19 protein-coding genes are annotated in these 20,308 nt (G+C 48.5%); 2 read left to right on the top strand and 17 right to left on the bottom strand.

The window, feature by feature from the left end:
* Positions 1-10: 10 nt before the first annotated feature.
* A complete protein-coding gene (locus D3Z90_RS07215; protein ID WP_136475094.1) occupies positions 11-772 on the bottom strand; it encodes an SDR family oxidoreductase in 762 nt (253 codons plus the stop codon).
* 228 nt (positions 773-1,000) lie between these two features.
* On the opposite strand from D3Z90_RS07215, the gene D3Z90_RS07210 reads away from it, so the two are divergent.
* Positions 1,001-2,005, top strand: a complete 1,005-nt coding sequence (locus D3Z90_RS07210) for an NADP-dependent oxidoreductase (protein WP_136475093.1) — start codon at positions 1,001-1,003, stop codon at positions 2,003-2,005.
* Here the strand turns inward: D3Z90_RS07210 and pyrF are convergent.
* The gene (pyrF, locus tag D3Z90_RS07205) at positions 1,995-2,696 is read right to left on the bottom strand and encodes an orotidine-5'-phosphate decarboxylase (protein WP_136475092.1); all 702 of its coding nucleotides are present in this window, start codon (positions 2,694-2,696) and stop codon (positions 1,995-1,997) included. The genes D3Z90_RS07210 and pyrF overlap by 11 nt on opposite strands.
* 180 nt (positions 2,697-2,876) lie before the next feature.
* Here pyrF and D3Z90_RS07200 point away from each other — a divergent pair, with 180 nt between their 5' ends.
* Complete coding sequence (locus tag D3Z90_RS07200) at positions 2,877-3,044, top strand: DUF2897 family protein (protein ID WP_136475091.1); 168 nt, start codon at positions 2,877-2,879, stop codon at positions 3,042-3,044.
* A 243-nt stretch (positions 3,045-3,287) separates the two neighbouring features.
* Here the strand turns inward: D3Z90_RS07200 and D3Z90_RS07195 are convergent, their stop codons facing one another.
* The 15 genes from D3Z90_RS07195 to rfbB form a co-directional block, all read right to left on the bottom strand.
* Positions 3,288-3,617: a helix-hairpin-helix domain-containing protein gene (locus D3Z90_RS07195; protein ID WP_136475090.1), complete on the bottom strand. Its 330-nt coding sequence runs from the start codon at positions 3,615-3,617 to the stop codon at positions 3,288-3,290.
* A gap of 177 nt (positions 3,618-3,794) precedes the next feature.
* The gene (locus D3Z90_RS07190; protein ID WP_136475089.1) at positions 3,795-5,789 is read right to left on the bottom strand and encodes a nucleoside-diphosphate sugar epimerase/dehydratase; all 1,995 of its coding nucleotides are present in this window, start codon (positions 5,787-5,789) and stop codon (positions 3,795-3,797) included.
* Positions 5,790-5,880: 91 nt separating this feature from the next.
* The gene (locus D3Z90_RS07185) at positions 5,881-6,897 is read right to left on the bottom strand and encodes a glycosyltransferase family 4 protein (protein ID WP_136475088.1); all 1,017 of its coding nucleotides are present in this window, start codon (positions 6,895-6,897) and stop codon (positions 5,881-5,883) included.
* Entirely contained in the window at positions 6,894-7,862 is a 969-nt protein-coding gene (locus D3Z90_RS07180; RefSeq protein WP_136475087.1) for an SDR family oxidoreductase, read from the bottom strand. The genes D3Z90_RS07185 and D3Z90_RS07180 overlap by 4 nt, the downstream gene beginning before the upstream one ends.
* Positions 7,859-8,989 (bottom strand): glycosyltransferase family 4 protein, encoded by a 1,131-nt coding sequence (locus D3Z90_RS07175; RefSeq protein ID WP_136475086.1) that lies wholly within the window; start codon positions 8,987-8,989, stop codon positions 7,859-7,861. Before D3Z90_RS07175 ends, D3Z90_RS07180 begins: the two co-directional genes overlap by 4 nt.
* A 65-nt stretch (positions 8,990-9,054) precedes the next feature.
* Positions 9,055-10,185 (bottom strand): glycosyltransferase, encoded by a 1,131-nt coding sequence (locus D3Z90_RS07170; protein WP_136475085.1) that lies wholly within the window; start codon positions 10,183-10,185, stop codon positions 9,055-9,057.
* On the bottom strand, positions 10,182-12,056 hold the full coding sequence (asnB, locus tag D3Z90_RS07165) for an asparagine synthase (glutamine-hydrolyzing) (protein ID WP_136475084.1): 1,875 nt from the start codon (positions 12,054-12,056) through the stop codon (positions 10,182-10,184). Before asnB ends, D3Z90_RS07170 begins: the two co-directional genes overlap by 4 nt.
* A gap of 12 nt (positions 12,057-12,068) precedes the next feature.
* Positions 12,069-13,385: an O-antigen polymerase gene (locus tag D3Z90_RS07160; RefSeq protein WP_136475083.1), complete on the bottom strand. Its 1,317-nt coding sequence runs from the start codon at positions 13,383-13,385 to the stop codon at positions 12,069-12,071.
* A gap of 12 nt (positions 13,386-13,397) precedes the next feature.
* The gene (locus D3Z90_RS07155; protein WP_136475082.1) at positions 13,398-13,949 is read right to left on the bottom strand and encodes an acyltransferase; all 552 of its coding nucleotides are present in this window, start codon (positions 13,947-13,949) and stop codon (positions 13,398-13,400) included.
* 17 nt (positions 13,950-13,966) lie between these two features.
* Positions 13,967-14,866 (bottom strand): glycosyltransferase family 2 protein, encoded by a 900-nt coding sequence (locus D3Z90_RS07150; RefSeq protein WP_136475081.1) that lies wholly within the window; start codon positions 14,864-14,866, stop codon positions 13,967-13,969.
* Positions 14,866-16,446, bottom strand: a complete 1,581-nt coding sequence (locus D3Z90_RS07145; RefSeq protein WP_256658331.1) for an oligosaccharide flippase family protein — start codon at positions 16,444-16,446, stop codon at positions 14,866-14,868. The genes D3Z90_RS07150 and D3Z90_RS07145 overlap by 1 nt, the downstream gene beginning before the upstream one ends.
* Before the next feature lie 15 nt (positions 16,447-16,461).
* Positions 16,462-17,190, bottom strand: coding sequence for a dTDP-4-amino-4,6-dideoxyglucose formyltransferase (locus D3Z90_RS07140; RefSeq protein ID WP_136475080.1), 729 nt, complete (start codon positions 17,188-17,190; stop codon positions 16,462-16,464).
* Complete coding sequence (locus tag D3Z90_RS07135; RefSeq protein ID WP_136475079.1) at positions 17,187-18,299, bottom strand: DegT/DnrJ/EryC1/StrS aminotransferase family protein; 1,113 nt, start codon at positions 18,297-18,299, stop codon at positions 17,187-17,189. Before D3Z90_RS07135 ends, D3Z90_RS07140 begins: the two co-directional genes overlap by 4 nt.
* Positions 18,296-19,168: a glucose-1-phosphate thymidylyltransferase RfbA gene (rfbA, locus tag D3Z90_RS07130; RefSeq protein ID WP_136475078.1), complete on the bottom strand. Its 873-nt coding sequence runs from the start codon at positions 19,166-19,168 to the stop codon at positions 18,296-18,298. Before rfbA ends, D3Z90_RS07135 begins: the two co-directional genes overlap by 4 nt.
* Positions 19,165-20,259 carry a dTDP-glucose 4,6-dehydratase gene (gene rfbB, locus D3Z90_RS07125; RefSeq protein ID WP_136475077.1) on the bottom strand — a complete coding sequence of 365 codons (1,095 nt, stop codon included), beginning with the start codon at positions 20,257-20,259 and terminating at the stop codon, positions 19,165-19,167. Before rfbB ends, rfbA begins: the two co-directional genes overlap by 4 nt.
* Positions 20,260-20,308 lie beyond the last annotated feature (49 nt).

Below are 20,308 nucleotides of genomic sequence, written 5' to 3'. Positions count from 1 at the left end.
GGCAAGCCGCTCAAATCGCCGTCGCCCCACCATCCACCGCCAAGGCCTGACCGGTGGTGAACGCAGCCCCATCGCTGCACAGGTACAACACCGCGCTGGCGATCTCCTCAACCTTGCCGATACGCCCCACCGGGTGCATGGCTGCAGCAAACTCTGCCTTGCGCGGGTCGGCCTCATAGGCGCGGCGGAACATATCGGTATCGATGACCGCCGGGCACACGGCATTTACGCGGATTTTCTTCTTGGCATACTCGATAGCCGCCGATTTGGTCAGGCCAATGACGGCATGCTTGGAGGCACTGTAGATACTCATCTTCGGCGCGGCACCCAGGCCGGCGACCGACGCAGTGTTAACGATAGCGCCACCGCCCTGGGCCAGCAGCAGCGGCAACTGGTACTTCATGCACAGCCACACACCTTTGACGTTTACGCCCATGATGGCGTCAAACTCAGCTTCGCTGCCATCCGCCAGACGCCCTTGCTCAATCTCGATACCGGCATTGTTGAAGGCATAGTCGAGACGACCGTAAGCCTCGAGCGTAGTGGCCATCAAATGCTGCACATCGGCTTCGCGGGTAACGTTGCAGGATACGAACAGCGCTTGTGCACCCGTCGCCCGGATCAACTCGACCGTGCCCTCCCCACCGACTGCGTCCAGATCCGCTACCACCACCTTCAAACCCTGGGCGGCAAACGCCAAGGCTGTCGCCCGCCCGATACCTGCCGCACCGCCGGTCACCAAGGCGACCTGGCCGGAAAAAGTCATGCTCATCGCTAGCTCCCGCAACATAGTGAGGTGATGCCCGGAGTCTATGCAGACGAGCTCATGGTTGGGCAGCATCATCAGAACGCCAGTTGAAGGGGTATCGGCTTGGGTGATTATCAGCACACTGACGAATCAGCGTTGTGTATCGTGGTGTATTCGCTGCACGGGTAAACCTTGCCGGAACCTGCGCCAGGGTCTATCAACAACCTTTGCCCATTCTTTGAGAGCCCAGCCATGACCACCCAGACCAACCGCCGCTTTCTGCTCGCCAAACGCCCGATCGGAGCGGTCAGCCGGGACGACTTCACCTTCGAGCAAACGCCGGTCAGTGAACCCGGCGAAGGCCAGGTGCTGGTGAAAAACCTTTACCTGTCCCTCGACCCTGCCATGCGCGGCTGGATGAACGAGGGCAAGTCCTACATTCCACCGGTGGGCCTGGGCCAGGTCATGCGCGCGCTGGGTGTCGGCGAAGTTATCGCGTCCAAGCATCCCGGCTTTGCCGTAGGCGACCACATCAATGGTGCCCTGGGTGTGCAGGATTATTTCGTCGGCGAACCTCAGGGCTTTCACAAAATTGACCCAACACTGGCCCCTCTGCCCCGCTACCTCTCGGCCCTGGGCATGACCGGCATGACTGCCTACTTCGCCCTGCTCGACGTTGGCGCACCGAAAGAAGGCGAAACCGTGGTGCTCTCCGGCGCTGCCGGCGCGGTGGGCAGCATTGCCGGACAAATCGCCAAGACCAAAGGTTGCCGGGTAGTGGGCATTGCCGGTGGCGCAGAAAAATGCCAGTACCTGAAGGACGAACTGGGCTTTGACGGCGTTATCGACTACAAGGCCGAAGACGTGCTTGAAGGCCTTAAACGCGAATGCCCGAAAGGCGTCGACGTTTACTTCGACAACGTCGGCGGCGACATTCTGGATGCTGTACTCAGCCGTTTGAATTTCAAGGCGCGGGTAGTGATCTGCGGTGCTATCAGTCAGTACAACAACAAACAGGCGGTAAAAGGCCCGGCCAACTACCTGTCACTGTTGGTGAACCGTGCGCGCATGGAAGGTTTTGTAGTGATGGACCACGCTGCCAACTATGGCAAGGCGGCACAGGAGATTGCCGGCTGGTTGGCAACCGGCAAACTGAAGAGCAAGGAGGATGTGGTCGAAGGGCTGGAAACCTTCCCCGAGACGCTGTTGAAGCTGTTCAGCGGGGAAAATTTCGGCAAGCTGGTACTTAAGCCCTGATTTCTGCGACCACTGCCGCCAGCGCCTGGGCCGGATCGGCGGCCTGGCTGATCGGGCGACCGATCACCAGGTAGTCGGAACCGGCATCCAGCGCCTGTCGCGGGGTCAGGATACGGCGCTGGTCGTCTTGAGCACTGCCAGCGGGGCGAATACCCGGGGTTACCAATTGCAGTGACGGATGGGCCGCTTTCAGCGCCGGGGCTTCCAGTGCCGAACACACCAAACCGTCCATCCCGGCCTTCTCAGCCAAGGCAGCCAGGCGCAGCACCTGCTCTTGCGGTTCGATATCCAGACCGATACCGGCCAGGTCTTCACGCTCCATGCTGGTCAGCACCGTCACACCGATCAGCAGCGGTTGTGGACCAGAGCGCTGGGCCAGCACTTCACGACAGGCCGACATCATGCGCAGGCCGCCGGAGCAATGGACGTTGACCATCCACACACCCATTTCCGCAGCCGCTTTAACCGCCATCGCCGTGGTGTTGGGGATATCGTGGAATTTGAGATCGAGGAACACCTCGAAGCCCTTCTCTACCAGGGTTTCGACAATGCCTGAAGCGCTGCTGGTGAACAGCTCCTTGCCGACTTTTACCCGACACAGGGAAGGATCGAGTTGATCCGCCAGTTTCAGGGCGGCGTCACGGGTAGGGAAATCCAGGGCGACAATGATGGGCGTCTGGCAGGCGGACATGGGCTGGGTCTCTTGGCAAGTCTTGAACGGCGCGCATTGTAAACGAAGCAGCGGCCTGTGGGGGGCCGATGATCGCGAATTGGCCCGCCAGGAAGCAGCCCTCTATAATTGAACCAATAAATGATCCATTGGCTCCAAATCGTTGAGCACAATGAACGTTACTGCTCAAAGGAGGACTACATGCCCTGGTATGCCTGGTTAATACTAGTACTGGCGCTAGGTTCCATCGTCGGCGGCCTGATGCTGCTGCGTGATACCGCGAAAAAGCTGCCTCTGACCGAAGAGCAGCTTAAGCGTGTGCATGAGCGTAATGCTGAGATGGATGCTAAGGATGCGCAGGATCGATAACTCCGATAGTGACTACTCGGGTTCGCGCATAACGTGTCACGTGCGGTGGCAGCGCTTCACACGCCTTAAAAAAAGCCCACGGGTCCGCCACATCGGATGACGACGGTAAGATCACAGGCTGACTCTCGACACCTTCAACCCCAGCCCCCTCCCCTGGCAGGAGCAAGTTTGCCCTGGGATAAAGCCACAACAGCCGCCCAATACCCAAGGCAAACCCGCCCACTTAAATCAGCTTTACGGGTATCACTGGCTAACCGTGAGCCTATCGCGATTACGATCCAGCAACGCCTTGCCGATCCCCTTGATCTCCAGCAGCTCATCCACCGAAGCGAACGCACCATGCTGGTCACGGTAAGCAACGATTGCCTCGGCCTTGGTTTTACCGATACCCATCAGGGTGGACTGTAGCGTTGGTGCGTCGGCGGTGTTCAAGTCCAGCTGTGGGGAGGTTTGCTGGGTAGCTACTACGGGGATCGGGTTTTTTGTTGGATCAGAGGCTGGGGCTGCACTGAGTGTGAAGGAGACGCTGGCGAAGAGTGGGAGCAGAAGGTAGGACAAAACGGTGTTGCGCATGAGGTAAGACTCCTAGGTGATTGCAAAGGCAGCTTTTCCTTGGCTGCCTTTGAAACCTAGAACGCTTGGCGGAGGAGTCAAACCAAAAAATGTGGAGAAAACATTACCAAATCAGACAGTAACTGAACGCGACCAACAATTCAGCCCCATTACTAATAGCATTGGGGTCCCGAATCTTCAGGGCTCGGAGCGAAGCTGCTGATACACCCAATCGACAATCTCGCCATCAGGTGAGTAGCCGCTGACAGTTTCTCTCAACAGCTGCCGCACACGGGTGAAATCATCTTCAGACACTGCTTTTAACAAATCGGCTAAACGATCCTTAAGGATGTCCCAAGTCAGATAATCCTCACTAGCAGTCATGATCATAGGATGCCGAGTGGGTGAAACATTGTCACCAATCAGAAGCTCTTCATAAAGCTTTTCACCTGGCCTCAGCCCCGTAAATTCGATGGCAATATCACCATGTGGATTTCGTTCCGATCTCACGCTCAAGCCTGAGAGATGAATCATTTTTTCCGCTAGCGTTGCAATCCGAACAGGTTCGCCCATATCCAAAACGAATACATCGCCGCCCTGCCCCATGGACCCAGCCTGAATCACCAATTGCGCAGCTTCGGGAATTGTCATGAAGTAACGAGTGATTTTGGGGTGAGTGACCGTTAAAGGCCCACCGGCTTTGATCTGCTTATGGAACAGCGGAATCACCGAACCGGACGAACCCAGCACATTGCCGAAACGCACCATGGTAAACCGAGTCTTGTTTACCCGGGCAACGTTGGCCGAGTCACCGAATAAAACCGGGGCAAGTTCTCGACTCAATGCCTGTAAGGTCATTTCTGCTAGACGCTTGGTGCTGCCCATCACATTGGTTGGGCGTACTGCCTTATCTGTGGAAATCAGCACGAAGTTGGCAACATTTGCCTGTAAGGCTGCCTGCGCCGTACTCATGGTGCCAATGACATTGTTCAACACACCTTCGGAGATGTTGTGCTCTACCATGGGAACGTGCTTGTACGCTGCCGCGTGATAAACAGTACTCACACGCCACATACTCATGGTGTCGTATAGGTGTTTTTGATTGCGGATAGAGCCAAGGAAAGGGAGCAGACGAACCGATAGCGACTCTCGCTTGATTCGTTGTTCGAGCTCACTAGAAATGTTGTAAAGATTGAACTCGCTGTGCTCGAACAAAAGCAATATTGTCGGTTTGAGCGAAAGAATTTGACGACAAAGTTCCGACCCAATTGAGCCCCCTGCCCCTGTCACCATTACAACTTGCCCAGTGATGCAGTGCGCCAAAAGATCGCTTTGTGCGGGAACTGCATCACGACCAAGTAGGTCCGCAATGTCTACTTCTTGGATATCGTCTACTTTGACGCGACCGCTGGCAAGATCCATAAAGCTTGGGACACTACGTACATGCAGTGGGAAATTTTCAAGGAAACCAAGAATTTCACGTCGCCGCGCTCGACTGGCAGAAGGGATAGCAAGAAGCACCTCCTCCGCTCCCGTCAAGTCGATCATACGCTGAATATCCTGGCCCCTAAAAACCTGTAAACCAGCAATCGAGCGATCAGCGACACTTTCGTCATCATCAATGAAGGCGACAGGACGCATAACCCGATCCATTCGCAGAGCTGCTAACAGCTGGTTCCCAGCTGCGCCGGAACCGTAAATAGCAACTTTAGGCAAGCCATTTTCACGACTAGTGAATGGTACATGCTGTTTAGCGGCGTACCAGTCTCCAAGAAAGTACTGACGCATAATAAGGCGCAAACCGCCTATCATGACCAGACTCAACCACCAATAGTTGAAAATGATCGAACGAGGTACAACTGTCTTGTGATTGCTATACCAATACACCACTAACGCCAGGATCAGAGCGGACAGGCTGACGGCCTTGACGATAGCAATCAACGCATCGTTGCCGAAGTAACGCATCACTGCTCGGTACATACCAAAACGAATGAAAATCGGGATAGCTACCACCGACGCCGACGCGAACAACCAGAGGTGCCCCACCAAAGGATTGCTCATCTCGTCATAGCCCAGGCGTACGACAAACGCCAGCCAAAGCGCTAACCACACCAGCGCCACATCAGTGACGACCTGGAGCGCGCGCTTGTAACGACGCGGCAACCCGAGCATGCGCTTTCTTAATTTATCCATATCCCCTCTGTATGTCCTCTACCTTCACTCCACAACTGGAGTAGAACATTCCCGTTATCTGTATGTAGTTTATGGAGGGTGGAGCCACCGTTCAGCGGCTTTCGGCTTGGCCAGCCCTGAACCTGAAAGCTAAATAGATCAACGGTAAATAAGCAACAAACAGTCCAAGCCATCCTGCTACCGCCTCAAGCGCCACAGAGACTGCTAGCGGTATCAACCAGACAACATTGATCATCATAACCGCCAACGTAACAGGTAGGTGCCTTCCGTATTGCCGAGAGGCGAACTGGTAGGCATGACTTCGATGCGCCTCGTACACCTTTTCGCCTCTCAGGAGTCGACGGAACAAAGTCACGGTAGCATCTACGATGAAAATCCCCAGAAGAATCAACCATGCAAAAAGCAAATTGGAATTAACCCACGCGGCTTGCAACGACAAAATTCCCAGTGCAATGCCAAGAAATCCACTGCCAGCATCCCCCATGAATATCCGTGCAGGCGGGAAATTCCACAACAGGAAGCCCAAAGTGGCACACGCCAGAGCGAGCGGCCCCCAGATGTGCATCGGTTGACCTATCAAGACGTACAGCAACGCGCCTCCAAGACAAACACAAAGCGCTTCGACGCTAGCCAAACCATCGATACCGTCCATGAAATTGTATAGGTTGAGCAACCAGACCAAATAGAAGACCGCCAAAACATGGCCAAACCATCCTAGCTCCAGACTAACCCCAAAAAACATAACGGGAGGAAAGCCGCCTAGACAGAAGAGAACCCAAGTTGACGCTGCGAAATGCCCTAACAGCCGCCAGCGTGCAGCAATGTGTCCATGGTCATCCAAAAACCCGAGGATCGCGATCCCGGCTCCCGCTCCAAGCAACGCCCAGGCTTCGTTCCAGCCCAACGCTCCGACACTCGCCATAATCGGAACCGCCAACAAAAAACTGGCGACGATAGCAACACCACCTCCACGAGGCGTAGGTACAGAGTGCGAGCTCCTAGCGTTAGGAATGTCGATTATGCTACGTGCCAGTGCGTAACGACGCAAAAGTCCCGTCAAAACCCAAGCCAACAGGATCAGTGCGGGCAGTATCAACCAGAGCATCATGTTCTTCGGCTTTCCAGATATTGACGAGCAGTAGTGTTCAGGGCTTGGTCGACACTCACCGGGGGAGTCCACTCAAGCATGCTTCGAGTTTTAGATATATCCACTTGCAAAGTCCCGCAAAGTCGAGCGGCTATTGCAGGTCGCCCGAACAGACGCGCAATAAAGGTGAGCGCAATTACTGGAAAGGGGACCAAGAATGCCTTCCCTCCGAGCGCTCGAGCCGTAAGACGCAGCAACTCGGGTGTGGATAAGTCTTCGTCATCACTTACCAAAAAAATCTGGTTAATCGCGGCAGGATGGTCAAGACAGGTCTTAATCAAATCCACCAAATTCTCTAATGCGACCATGCTGCGCTTGTTGTGGACATTCGCTAACGGAAGAGGAAGTCCATTTTGCAACCACTTCATCATCGAATAGAAGTTAGCTTTGACCCCCGGCCCGTACACTAACACAGGGCGAATGATTGTTACGGCCATCCCGCTTTCGGATGCCAAAGCACGTAGTGATTGCTCGGCCTCAAGTTTCGAAATTCCGTACGGATCCACCGGCGATGGCATTTCGTCAGCTGTATAAGGCAGGCGATTATCCGTCCCTTCGCCATTGACTTTAATAGAACTGATAAAGATGAAACGCTGGACACCGGCCGCCGCGGCACGGCGTGCCAAATTCAAGGTACCCTCGACATTTACCTTACGAAACTCGCTTAGCGGGTCTGCGGCCTGGTCATTCATAACGTGAACCCGGGCGGCGCAATGGACAATTGCTTCGATTCCCTCCAAAGACCCCAGCGTAGTGCCTGCCTCCAAACTGCCGAGCAAGAATGGTTCTACGTTCTCAGGAAAATTCGCTTTAACGTTCCTCACCCCGGCGAGAACCTGTAAGGAGGAATCACGTGAAAAATTATCTACGACACTGCTACCAACGAATCCTGTCGCACCGGTAACAAGCACTCTGCGCTGCTTCAAACATTGTTCTCCAACGTCCGATAAATATCCAAATGCTGCTCGACAATGCTCTCGATAGCAAATGCCCGCTCCGCTAAGGCGCGCCCGGCCTGCCCCATGCTTCGCCGAAGCGCGGGATCTTCCAGCAAGCGCTGAATTGCATTAGCGAGAGCCACTGCGTCACGTACCGGAACAAGTAACCCCGATTTCCCGGCATCTATCGCATCCCTACAACCAGGTACATCAGTGGTGACAACTGCGCGACCACTGGCCGCTGCTTCTACCAATACCTTGGGCAGTCCTTCCCGATAGGAAGGAAGGACGACTATGTGCGAATGCGTAAAAACCATGGCCATGTCAGAACGATAACCTAGACACTCGACCAAGCCCTCTTTTTGCCAACGGACTATATCCTCTGCGTGGATACTGGTCGGATTCCCTGGATCGGGGTCTCCAACTAATTGGAAACGTGCCTCGACGCCGCGCTCAACGAGCAAACGGGCCGCTTCGATGAACTCCACAACGCCTTTGTCACGAAGTAACCGGGCAGCGAGGGTTATCACTGGAACTCCCGGTTCTTCCGGAGAAAACTGATACTGAGTTAGGTCCACACCTGAGCCACGAATGAGTACACTCTTCTGTGGAGTAATTGCTCCGATCGCAGCCAATGCTTGGCGATCATCAGGGTTTTGAAATACTGCTCGAAGGTTTCGCTTGCCCAGTGCCAGCCTGTACATTATCCCGATAATAGAACGCAGCACGACTGCCTTGCGCCCCTTTGCCATGAACACAAAGCCAAGACCAGAAATAGCCGCTAGAACACCTTTCACAGGTGAAAATCGCGCAGCAATCCCCCCGTACAAAACGGGCTTGATCGTTACAAGATGCAGTACGTCTGGCCGCAAGCGCCAGCAAAGAGACCAAAGTGACACCAAGACCTTCATCTCACCGAAAGGGTTTTTGCCACTGCGTGACAGCGACAACTCATGATGGTAAAAGCCGCGGCTACTAATACCACTCACCGATGGTCCCGCCTGGGTAGCTACATGCACTTCGTATCCACCCTGTCTGGCCGCCTCTGCAATCGGCAAACGGTGGGAAAGAAAGAATGCCGCATCATTCACCACTATCAGTAAAACCGGTTTCATGCCATTCCCATCACTACTGAAATAAATTCCATTCTTCTTTCCCAGCAAATCTGTATGCAGTGAACCTACATTAATGAATCATACAGTGCACGAAAGCGCTGAGAGGCACGTTCCAGCGTGAACTCGTCGAAAATACGGGCCTTACCATGCTCCGCCAGTTTCGCACGGGCTTCTTGAGAGAGCTTTACCATCTGCTCCAAGCCTTCTGCAAGTGCCTCCGAGTCCTGTGGTGGAACAACAATGCCGTTCCCACCAAGCAGAATCGCAGCATCGCCAACATCCGTAGCGACGCAGGGCACTCCGACAGCCATTGCCTCTCCTAATACGTTAGGGAAACCTTCCGTCCTGGAGTGAAGACAATAGATATCCATCGATATCAGACAGGCGGGCACGTCATTCCTTTCACCCATCAATATATAGCGATCTGAGCATCCTGTGGAATCAAGTAGACCTTTCAGTATCTGATTGTCGTCTTCGAGCCCCCTCCCTACCATCATGAAGCGCAGTGTTGGGTAGCGTTTTGCCAGAACCCCCGTGGCAGCGATGAAGTTTGCTTGGTCCTTAACGGGATTAAAACGCCCCAGACTGCCAATGACAATCTGCCCCTCAGCAATGGAAAAGCTTCTGCGAATTGCATCACGTTGCTCGCCAGTTGCGGCTAAGCGGTTGAGATCGAAACCGTTGGGAATGACCTCCATTCGACTACTGTCATAGCCGATTTGAACGTGAGCAATCCTCGAGGCCTCCGCTGCACAAATTATCTTGGCTGGCAAGCAGCTGGAAAGGTAAGCGCATAACTTCCGAATCAACTGCGTCGAACGCTTCCCCCCCTTGCCTAGGTCGGTCGTGCGAATGCCCCAAATCACATTTCGCACGCCTGCAGCGCGGGCGGCCAAGCCCCCCAACAAATCTGCGTGATACATCCAAGTCTGCACGATATCCGGACGCCGTTGGCGAACTGTGCGATACAAAATTCCCAATGTCTTGGGAATACCCAGTAAATTCCGCATCCCAACACTACTTACAGAAATGCCCTGCGCCTGCAATTGCGGACCGATTACCCCAATATCGGTTAGCGATATGACCGAGTGCTCATACTCTGGACACTTGAGCTGCGATTCGATCAGTCGCTTGAGCATGAGCTCCGCGCCACCAACATTAAGGCCCACAATTACATGCAGAATTTTCAAAATCATTGCTCCTGCAACCAGGCCTGGAACATCAGAATGCTCCACAATTGCCTCGACCGGTCACACTTACCAGTCAGGTGTTGTTGCCAGAGCTTCCTTATCGGTCCTGGATGGAAGTAACCTTGTTGAACTAGCAGTGCTGGATCAAGGAGTGACTCTGCCCATTCGCGCAACGGACCTTTCAACCAACTACCCAAAGGAATGGAAAAACCTTTTTTCGGGCGCTCAATCAACTCCCTAGGTACGTGTCGATAGAGCAATTCGCGCAAGATCCATTTACCCTTACCATCACGGATTTTCATACTTAAAGGCAACCGCCAAGCGAACTCGACAACCCGATGATCCAACAGAGGAACACGGGTTTCCAAACTATTAGCCATAGCTGCCCGATCTACTTTTACCAGGATGTCATCTGTCATGTAGGTTTGCGAATCTACTGCCATCATCCAGTGTTCAAAACTATCAATTTTAGGCCAAGCTTCTGGCTGATTGAACAGGGTGTACGGTTCGATAGCACCAATTACAACATCATTGGGATAATGCCAGTGACTGAGTAGCTTTTGATAAAATGACTCCCGTGTTGGAGCATCAAGAACATCTAATAGTTTGTGAGCCTTATTGGGCAGAGGTAATTTGTTAGATAATTTGCTAACTACACTTCGTACGTTGAACGGCACAGTAGCAATGTTCTTCCAAACTCTCGGCGCAAATTGATATGGGTTATAACCACCAAAAAGCTCGTCACCCGCATCGCCACTTAAGGCTACTGTCACATACTGCTTGGCAAGCTTACTTACTAGAAAAGTTGGAATCTGTGAGCTGTCGGCAAATGGTTCGCAATAAATCTGCGCCAAGCGAGGAATAACATCTAAGGCCTCAGCGGCCCCTACATAATACTCCGTGTGATCAGTCTTCAAGTGGCTAGCGACATTTTTAGCATGCTCGGCTTCATTGAAACCGGGCTCATTAAAGCCGATGGTGAAAGTGCGGATCGGCTGCGAACTTTGCTGCTGCATCAACGCAACAATCAAGCTACTATCAATACCGCCACTCAAAAAAGCTCCCAAAGGGACATCCGCTAACATTTGTCCTGCAACCGAATTACTTAGCACATCACCTAAAGCTGAAATAGCATCAGCATCTTCAAAACCAAGGAGATTGTCTTGACCGCCTTCAATAATGGCGTTGACATCCCAGTAGCACTTCATATTTTCGTTTCCCGGTTCAGACCCTGGGGAAAACTGAATATAATTAGCTGGAGGAAGCTTATTAATCCCGGAATAAATACTATATGGTGCAGGGATGTAATTATGCCGTAAAAGCAATGCTAAAGAATTGCGATCAATCACACCCGAAAAAGAAGGATGAGCCTTAAGAGATTTTAACTCCGAGCCAAATAACAACACACCGTTCTGCCATCCCCAGTAAAGAGGCTTTTCCCCCAATCTATCTCTTGCTAACGTTAGTAATTTTCTCTCCCTATCCCATAGGGCCACTGCGAACATCCCTACAGCAGAACGGAGCGTTTTCTCAACCCCCCAGGCCTCAAAGCATACAAGTAAAGTTTCAGTATCGGAATGACCTTTCCATACGTGACATACACCATCCTTCTCTAAGGCACTCCTGAGTTCCAGATGATTATATATCTCACCATTAAAAGAAATCACATAGTTCTGGCAAGGAGAAATCATAGGTTGCGCGCCAGCAGAAGATCTATCAATAATAGATAGTCTTCTATGAACCATACCTACCTCAGCATCAAACCAAATGCCTTCAGCATCAGGCCCTCGATGAGATATTTTTTCACCCATAGAGCGCAAAATACTTTGAGATAGCCCCATAACTTTATTAGTAAAAAAACCGGAAAATCCGCACATAACCACTGAGCCCTATTGAAAACGCCTGAAAGTCAGTATTCGAAAAACCATTAAGAAGAAGAATAAAATTATATACACCAAACACCATTGAACAAACAAAGCCGGATCTGAGTTGACGTAAGCGAATGGTATATATATTGAAAATACTGCAAGCGAGGCGACTAAGAAACTAGATACTTTGCCTTCCACGGTGGTTGAGTTCACTATAAGCCGGTCCACAAACCGTAAAAAGAAGCCTGCAAAGCACCCACCCAACAAAACAAGAAAAACACCGCCATTGTACAGAAACAAAGCCACCGGCCCGGGAGGTATTTCACTATCCCAGACCCCAGTTATATTATAAGTATTATAATAGGAAATTGAGTCCACACCAGACACCCCCAATAATTTCAAAGGCTTCAACATCCATATAAAAAAATCACTATAGAAACGATCACCCAACAAGTCATCTCTTACGACTGGGAATAATGACAAAAATTGATGAGAAAACTCCACAAGTACAAAATCTGCTTTTTCAAAAAAACTGGGGCCATCAGATACAGATTCAAAACCACCAGCAGTTAGAAGCATCAGTAAAACCTTACCGTATACCACAACAAATGCAAAAACAGGCAAAAGCAGACATAAAGACAATATGGGTAGCCGCCCCCGGACTAAAATGAAAACAAAGATCAAACCTATAAAAATATTCAAAAGCCCTCCCCTCCCTGCATCGAGGAAAGCCTTAAGAAGAACGACTGAAACAACCGCAAGAAAAACACAAAACCTCGTTAGCCCTCCGTACGTAATAAAGCGTGCAAAACAAAAAAACACTACAAGTTCAAGATAATACGAAAACATCTTAAATACCGCACCGAGATAGTTTTTATTTTCATCGGTGCCACTTCTTATCCGTGAAGCATTGGACAAAACATAGTCAATACCACCATAAGAAACTATAAACATATACAAAAAAAACAGTGAAATCAAAAACAAACAAAGAACAAACCGCCCCTCTCTAAACCGATGATTAACGGAAATGAAGACTTTATGCCTACCTGCCCCCAACATAAAGAAGCCAGTAAAAAATGAAAGCACAAATAACAACACAATAAAACACAGCAGTGAAAAAACATCAATCACTGAGCGGATATCAGACTTAAAATAAGGATGAACCCCCACTGAGAAGTTATACATCATAAAGGGGGAAACCACGTAAGATAAGATCAGCAAGCAAGCCAAATAACTAGGCAAATAGCTACTGCGTGATTTAAGCAAATCAAAGACAATAATACTTGCCAGCAACATGAATGATATGGCAATACATAACAATATGATCAAATCAAACAAGGCCACCCCCACTCATTTTGTCAATTTTTCAGATAGAAACCCAAGAATTTGAGACTTTCTATCCTTGCCTTTTTCAAAATTCAATAAATTATTTGCGTTCTTGAAACGGTACTCATCTAACGTACAAATTATCTTTGCCGGAACTCCACCGATTACTACATTCGGGGGAAAGGAACCCTTAACCACGCTACCAGCCGCAATTACAGTGTTATCAGCCACATCCGCACCAAGCAGTAGAACTGTAGACATTCCTATAAAAACATTATTGCCAATAGTAATGGGGGCGAAAACTGAGCAATTAGAATAAACCTCGTCAAATAAAAGTCCCTGAGCAATCATCGGAACCTGAATCCCACCATCATGTGTAATAAACTTAACGTCATCAGTAATTAGACAATCATTCCCAATCTTTACCAAATATGGCTCAGAGCCAAAATGTTGACTCCCTACAAACTTTGTTCCTTCACCGACATGGAGACCATTAGAAAACGCTGCATACAAATTTGACTTTCGCCTCACACGATCAACGACTCTAAATATAAAACTCAAAGCTGCGAATAGCATTTCTCACTCCTGTTATATCAAACAGCTGGAATTCGGAAAATTTTGCGAAAGCCTAATGATTTAAGAAAAACGTAAATAGACCTTAAAGACCGGCATTTCATCCACAAGCTAAATGACTTAAAAAAAGTTCTACGGAAATTTTTTAAATCAGCAATGCTACATACCAATGCATTGGCTCCGATTTCGGCTGAATAGCAAGGATACTTTTCGAGGAAATACTCAAGATGCTTTAAGTAATATGACTTAGTCATGCCGGATTTAGTAATACCGACGCCCACTCTATACACACCAAGAAACTCATTTATTATAAACGCAAATCCGTCAGCCACCTGTTCCACATCATTAAAAAAATCCAACAAAGGCAGTGAGGTTCGTTCCTCTCCTTGAACACTTCGCCTATACATTTTTGAGCTATGGCACGCCAAAGAACCAATCGTAAGAATATCCGCCCGATTGAATTTAGATTTTCCTATTTTGAGTGTATCAAGTAAATCTTGGCATTCGTTATCACCACGCCTTAGAATCATCCTGTGAAAAACAACATTCACATCCGGATAGCCATCTAAGATATCATTTGATCGTTGCAACTTCCCAGGAAGCGCAACATCATCTCCATCCATATGGCATATATAATCACCACGCGCCTTACTATGCACAAAGTAGTAGTTATTGGCCCCGCCTTGATTAGTGCCATGAAGAACCGGGATAACAATATCAGGATACCTTGCAGAATAATCTCTGATTATATCTGCTGTCCCATCAGTAGATGCATCATCTGAGACAATGATTTCGAACTTGAAATCTGTTACCTGCGTGACAAGGCTTTCAAGGCACTCTGCGATGTAACCCTTTTGATTATATGAGACGATGCACACAGATACCTTAACACCAGAACCACTAGAAATTTCTTTCAGCATTAGGAGCACCTCCCGATCCTTTGCAAAACAACCACCAATTTACTTCTAATATCTTTAAACGTGGCAAGCATGGAAACCATCAACATCAACGAAGCACCCATTAGGAAAAATAAACTTGTAACACGATTCTCCAATGACATATAGGATTCTACATAAAATATGAAAAATCCTAACACTATACTAGGCATTAAGGTTTTACCGATATCATCTGTCAGCCAAGTCATGTGGAGTCCCGGTACAATTTTTTTATGGATGTAACCTACCCAACATACGAAAAAAACCAAGTTAAGTCCAAGCCACACATAACCAGCACCTATTCCGCCGTACTTAATGGAAGCCACAACGACTAAGGGAATCAAGAAAACCAGCAAAACACCGTTACCAATCAAGTGGTATCGTAAATTTCCTTTCGCATACTGCAAATAATAGGAGAATGCAGATAGAACCAAGAAGCCATTACCCAAGGAATAAAGCCTTAGAACTGGGGCCACACTGTCGGAATATTCAGCATTACCTGTCCAAACGTATACAATCTGATCTGCACATGAAGCAAAAACGATAACTACGACCCCTGCAACACCTGCAACCATTCGGGTATACTTTCTATATAAATCAATCATTTCCTCATATTTTGAGGAAGCATTTAACTTAGCTAAGCGCGGCATTAACGCATTACTAATAGGCCCACTAATAACCATTATACCGCTGGCCATTAACACAGCCATTGAAAAGTAGCCATACTCGTCTAAAGGTAGAATTCCAGAGAGCACCATTTTATCAGTTTGCGTTACCATTACCCAAACCGACGCGGTAAATGCAATACTTAGTGAGAATTTTAGAATATTTTTTACTGGCTTAAATGACCACCCCACCGCTTCTGGAAAACTCTTTGCCTTTGGTAGCACTTTTGAGCAAGCATAAAAAAGTCCAGAAACTTCCAAGACAGCCACAGCGAGTTGATGATAAAAGAACACCTCAATTGAATAACCATAAAACGACATACTGATGAATACAGCCACAAAACGAAGAGTGGCGATACAGATGTTGAAAATACTAAGCCAAAAAAATTGTTCTGCCCCTGTAATCACCCCACGATACAGCCCCCCACACCATCTAAGAGCGACAAGGACCGCTATAATCTTGAGTGAGGAACCAACTTCATTCGCGCTAAGATTGTTTACATTTAGCCAATAGCCCGCAATTTCATTTGATGACAAAAGCAATCCACCCGCACCAACAAAAGCCACGAATAGAAAAATCACACTTAACGCACGAAATAACCGTAAAAAATATATTGGTTCCAACGCCCCGGCTTTATATCTTGCTGTCTCTCGACTGATAGTAGGAGTTAACCCCATATCCAACAACATAAACCAGGACTGAAGCATAGTAAAAAAACCGATAAGCCCATATGCTTCTGCCCCCATGAACTTTACATAAAGTGGCAGTATAAGTATGCCGATCAAGGTGACATAAAGCTGGCTTACATAATTTGCCGCAATATTCTTATTAAGAGTAGACATACCAAGGATACCAATTTTTCTCTTGCGGCCAATTACAGCAAATACAGAAAAACACATACATGACTCGCGTTACTACTCAACTTCTAGCTTTATACTTACAAATACCTTCTTGCCATCCTCCTCAAAGTAGTACGCATTCTTATAATCACCATGAGTCAGCGCCCTGAGCAGATCAATGTGGCTTCTCAAGGTTCCAACATCACTCAAATTGATTTTGCATAAAGCCTTGAAGTCAGCGATTGAATTGTAGTTCCCCTCATCCATACTAACAGTCTCTTTTTCATCGCCTGAGAGAATACTAACCAGTTCTTCGGAAAGTATTTTTTTCTCAAGTCCTATGACCCTGTTATATACATCTAGCGAAGTATCCCAGGAGTTTATCGAAGCTTCTCTCTGCGCAATCACTGCTCCATGGTCGACCTCCTCGTCCATATAATGAAAAGTTGCACCTATAGGCAGCCCGTTAATTATTGAAAAAACCTGAGGAAACCAACCTCTGTTAAATGGATTGAGGCCAGGATGTAGATTAATACAACGAACTTTCCTTACCAAATCACCAGGAAAGATTTGCTTACAGTGGATAGAAAAAACAAATCTATATTTTCTCACCACCTCACTTACAGCGTTGCCACACTTCAAATTTAAAGGTAATGCTCCGAAATCAGCAAGGGTTTCCGGGGCACTGTTGATGGAACTATATGCATAATCAACTGTAACCTCCAATCCTGGATTATCTGCAATGACCTTTTTGAAATAGCGCGCCATCTCAATATTATCCGAAACAACCAGAACCTTTATCATACGCACTCCTTTATTATATTAACTATCTCCACAACAACGCCTTCTTCAAGCGTAGAGTATATCGGCAAGCACAGAACCCTATCAGAGATGTAACTTGCCACCGGCAAATTATCTCTATGGGCTGAATGCAAACCTCTGTACATAGGAAAGTCTGTTATTAATGGATAAAAGTAACGCCGCGCATTGATATTATGCGATTTTAGCTTTTCATAAAGCTCATCCCTGCTTAAACCGTAATCGTTTCCAACAATGATAGGGAAATATGAATAATTATTTATAATATTAGGCGCTGAATCAACAAGCTTTATACCTTTAATCTGTCCCAATCCCTCTCGATAGACACTATCCAACTTAAGTCTATGTGCGATAGCCTTATCTATATACTGCAACTGGAGTAGACCGAACGCTGCATTTATTTCACTCATTTTACCATTGATACCAGGAGCAACCACCGTTACCTCATCGGTGATTCCAAAGTTCTTGAGCTGATCTATCCTCTTCTTAGTTTTAAGGTCCGGGCAAACGATAGCCCCTCCTTCGAACGTGTTAAAAACTTTTGTAGCATGAAAACTAAGCACACTTAAATCACCGTAGCGCAACAAGCTACCAGAGTCATCTTTTACGCCAAAAGCATGCGCCGCATCGTAAATCACCCGCAAATTATAATTATCCGCAATGCGTTGAATCGCCTTTACGTCACAAGGATTACCATAGCAATGCACCGGCATAATAGCAGTCGTTTGCGGGGTGATAGCAGCCTCAATTTTATCAGGGTCTAAATTTAAAGTTTTCGGGTCAATATCCGCGAAAACCGGCTTAATTCCATTCCATAGTAATGAATGCGCGGTCGCAACAAAAGAGTACGGCGTCGTAATTACCTCTCCTGTTATCCGCAATGATTGTAGGGCCGTTAATAAAGCTATAGTTCCATTATTGAATAGTGCAACATGCTCGACGCCAAGATACTCACACAGGGCCTGCTCCAATTTCTGATGCATCGGACCACCGTTGGTCAGCGTCTTCGTCTCCCAGATCTGTTCCAGATAAGGAATGAATTCTTCCAACGGAGGTAGGTAAGGTTGTGTTACGAAAACTGGCTTGTCACTCATATCAACTCCTCAGTCAGTGACAACAGATACTGACCATAGCTATTCTTACTCAGCGATTTTGCAATTCGTAGAATATCGTCTGCGCGTAGCCAACCATTATTGAAGGCAATCTCTTCTAGGCACGCTACTTTGTAACTTTGGCGTTTCTCGATGGTTTCCACGAAATGCCCAGCTTCGAGCAAACTTTCGTGGGTCCCTGTGTCAAGCCAAGCGAAACCGCGCCCCAGCAACTCAACATTGAGCGTGCCAAGTTCCAGATAGGTCTGATTAATACTGGTAATTTCTAACTCACCCCGAGAAGAGGGGCGAACATTTTTTGCTATGCTGACAACATTGTTGTCGTAAAAATACAACCCCGTTACAGCAAAGTGGGACTTGGGTTTGAGGGGTTTTTCTTCTATTGAGACAACCCTCTTTTGAGAGTCAAACTCAACGACTCCAAAGCGCTCGGGATCCTTTACTTGGTAACCAAAAACCGTCGCACCATTTATTCGCTGGGCTGCCTGGCGCAACATCGGGGTAAAACCATGCCCATAAAAAATGTTGTCACCAAGAACTAAGCAAACGGAGTCATCGCCAATGAACTCTTCGCCTATGAGAAAAGCCTGCGCAAGCCCATCCGGGCTCGGCTGTATAGCATAGTGAAGATGAATGCCAAAATCACTACCATCGCCTAACAAGCGCTGGTACCCCCCAATATCTTCAGGCGTACTAATCAGCAAAATATCTCGGATACCCGCTAGCATCAGGACCGACAGCGGGTAGTAGATCATTGGCTTGTCATAGATCGGCAACAGTTGTTTAGATACCCCTTTAGTAATGGGGTACAGACGCGTGCCGGAACCTCCAGCCAGTACAATACCTTTCATGAAGTAGCTGCTCCTTGGCCCAAAGCGCCCAAGCGCTCACGTTGATAACTGCCATCCTGGACACGTTGGCACCATGCTAGGTTGCACAAATACCACTCAACGGTCTTGCGAATGCCAGACCCAAAAGTTTCCGCAGGGGTCCAACCCAGCGCCTGCTGAATCTTGGTCGCGTCAATTGCATAGCGAAGATCGTGACCTGGTCGGTCCGGCACGTGGGTAATAAGCTCGCTGTAACTTCCAAGATGCTGGGCCGAAGGGTTTTGATCGGTCGGACTTAGCTCATCCAGTAACGCACACAAGGTACGCACTACATCAATGTTGCGGCGCTCATTATGGCCGCCGATGTTATAGGTTTCACCTACTTCACCATGACTAATTACAGTGTACAAGGCGCGCGCATGGTCCTCGACATATAACCAATCACGCACTTGATCGCCCTTCCCGTAAACCGGTAGTGGCTTACCCTCAAGCGCGTTCAATATCATGAGTGGGATGAGCTTTTCGGGAAAATGGTAAGGGCCGTAGTTGTTTGAGCAATTGGTGATTAGCACGGGAAAACCGTAAGTACGGTGCCAAGCTCGGACAAGATGGTCGGAACTGGCTTTACTTGCGGAATAAGGTGAACTGGGTGCGTAGGAGGTCGTTTCATAGAAAAAGTCCTCCGGCCCCTCAAGATCGCCATAAACTTCATCCGTAGATACATGGTGGAAGCGAAAAGATTCTTTACGCTCCTTATTCAGCCCTTGCCAATATCCCCGCGCGGCTTCGAGCAGAGTATAGGTACCAATGATATTCGTTTCTATGAACGCCGCCGGCCCATCAATGGAGCGGTCAACATGAGATTCGGCAGCCAAATGCATAATGGCATCGGGCTGATGGCGCTGCAAAACACTGTCCAAACCAATGCGATCACAGATATCCACCCGCTCGAAACAGTAACGTTCGCTATCAGCCACATTGATCAAAGAGTCAAGATTACCTGCGTAGGTTAGCTTGTCGAGGTTGACAACAGTGTCAACAGTATTGGACAGGATATGGCGGATCACCGCAGATCCGATAAAGCCTGCACCGCCAGTGACGAGAATTTTCATGCGTTAGTACTAATCCGATTCAATCTTTCAGGCCCCGGTAGGGGAAGGT

Source organism: Pseudomonas sp. DG56-2, assembly GCF_004803755.1.
Lineage (GTDB): Bacteria > Pseudomonadota > Gammaproteobacteria > Pseudomonadales > Pseudomonadaceae > Aquipseudomonas > Aquipseudomonas auratipiscis.
This window is presented reverse-complemented; position numbering and strand designations above follow the sequence as displayed.

What these genes read in the sequence shown, in the direction of transcription:
- D3Z90_RS07215 (WP_136475094.1), bottom strand. Translation starts at nt 772, where the DNA reads ATGAGCATGACTTTTTCCGGCCAGGTCGCCTTGGTGACCGGCGGTGCG.
- D3Z90_RS07210 (WP_136475093.1), top strand. Translation starts at nt 1,001, where the DNA reads ATGACCACCCAGACCAACCGCCGCTTTCTGCTCGCCAAACGCCCGATC.
- pyrF (WP_136475092.1), bottom strand. Translation starts at nt 2,696, where the DNA reads ATGTCCGCCTGCCAGACGCCCATCATTGTCGCCCTGGATTTCCCTACC.
- D3Z90_RS07200 (WP_136475091.1), top strand. Translation starts at nt 2,877, where the DNA reads ATGCCCTGGTATGCCTGGTTAATACTAGTACTGGCGCTAGGTTCCATC.
- D3Z90_RS07195 (WP_136475090.1), bottom strand. Translation starts at nt 3,617, where the DNA reads ATGCGCAACACCGTTTTGTCCTACCTTCTGCTCCCACTCTTCGCCAGC.
- D3Z90_RS07190 (WP_136475089.1), bottom strand. Translation starts at nt 5,789, where the DNA reads ATGGATAAATTAAGAAAGCGCATGCTCGGGTTGCCGCGTCGTTACAAG.
- D3Z90_RS07185 (WP_136475088.1), bottom strand. Translation starts at nt 6,897, where the DNA reads ATGATGCTCTGGTTGATACTGCCCGCACTGATCCTGTTGGCTTGGGTT.
- D3Z90_RS07175 (WP_136475086.1), bottom strand. Translation starts at nt 8,989, where the DNA reads ATGAAACCGGTTTTACTGATAGTGGTGAATGATGCGGCATTCTTTCTT.
- D3Z90_RS07170 (WP_136475085.1), bottom strand. Translation starts at nt 10,185, where the DNA reads ATGATTTTGAAAATTCTGCATGTAATTGTGGGCCTTAATGTTGGTGGC.
- asnB (WP_136475084.1), bottom strand. Translation starts at nt 12,056, where the DNA reads ATGTGCGGATTTTCCGGTTTTTTTACTAATAAAGTTATGGGGCTATCT.
- D3Z90_RS07155 (WP_136475082.1), bottom strand. Translation starts at nt 13,949, where the DNA reads ATGCTATTCGCAGCTTTGAGTTTTATATTTAGAGTCGTTGATCGTGTG.
- D3Z90_RS07150 (WP_136475081.1), bottom strand. Translation starts at nt 14,866, where the DNA reads ATGCTGAAAGAAATTTCTAGTGGTTCTGGTGTTAAGGTATCTGTGTGC.
- D3Z90_RS07145 (WP_256658331.1), bottom strand. Translation starts at nt 16,446, where the DNA reads ATGTGTTTTTCTGTATTTGCTGTAATTGGCCGCAAGAGAAAAATTGGT.
- D3Z90_RS07140 (WP_136475080.1), bottom strand. Translation starts at nt 17,190, where the DNA reads ATGATAAAGGTTCTGGTTGTTTCGGATAATATTGAGATGGCGCGCTAT.
- D3Z90_RS07135 (WP_136475079.1), bottom strand. Translation starts at nt 18,299, where the DNA reads ATGAGTGACAAGCCAGTTTTCGTAACACAACCTTACCTACCTCCGTTG.
- rfbA (WP_136475078.1), bottom strand. Translation starts at nt 19,168, where the DNA reads ATGAAAGGTATTGTACTGGCTGGAGGTTCCGGCACGCGTCTGTACCCC.
- rfbB (WP_136475077.1), bottom strand. Translation starts at nt 20,259, where the DNA reads ATGAAAATTCTCGTCACTGGCGGTGCAGGCTTTATCGGATCTGCGGTG.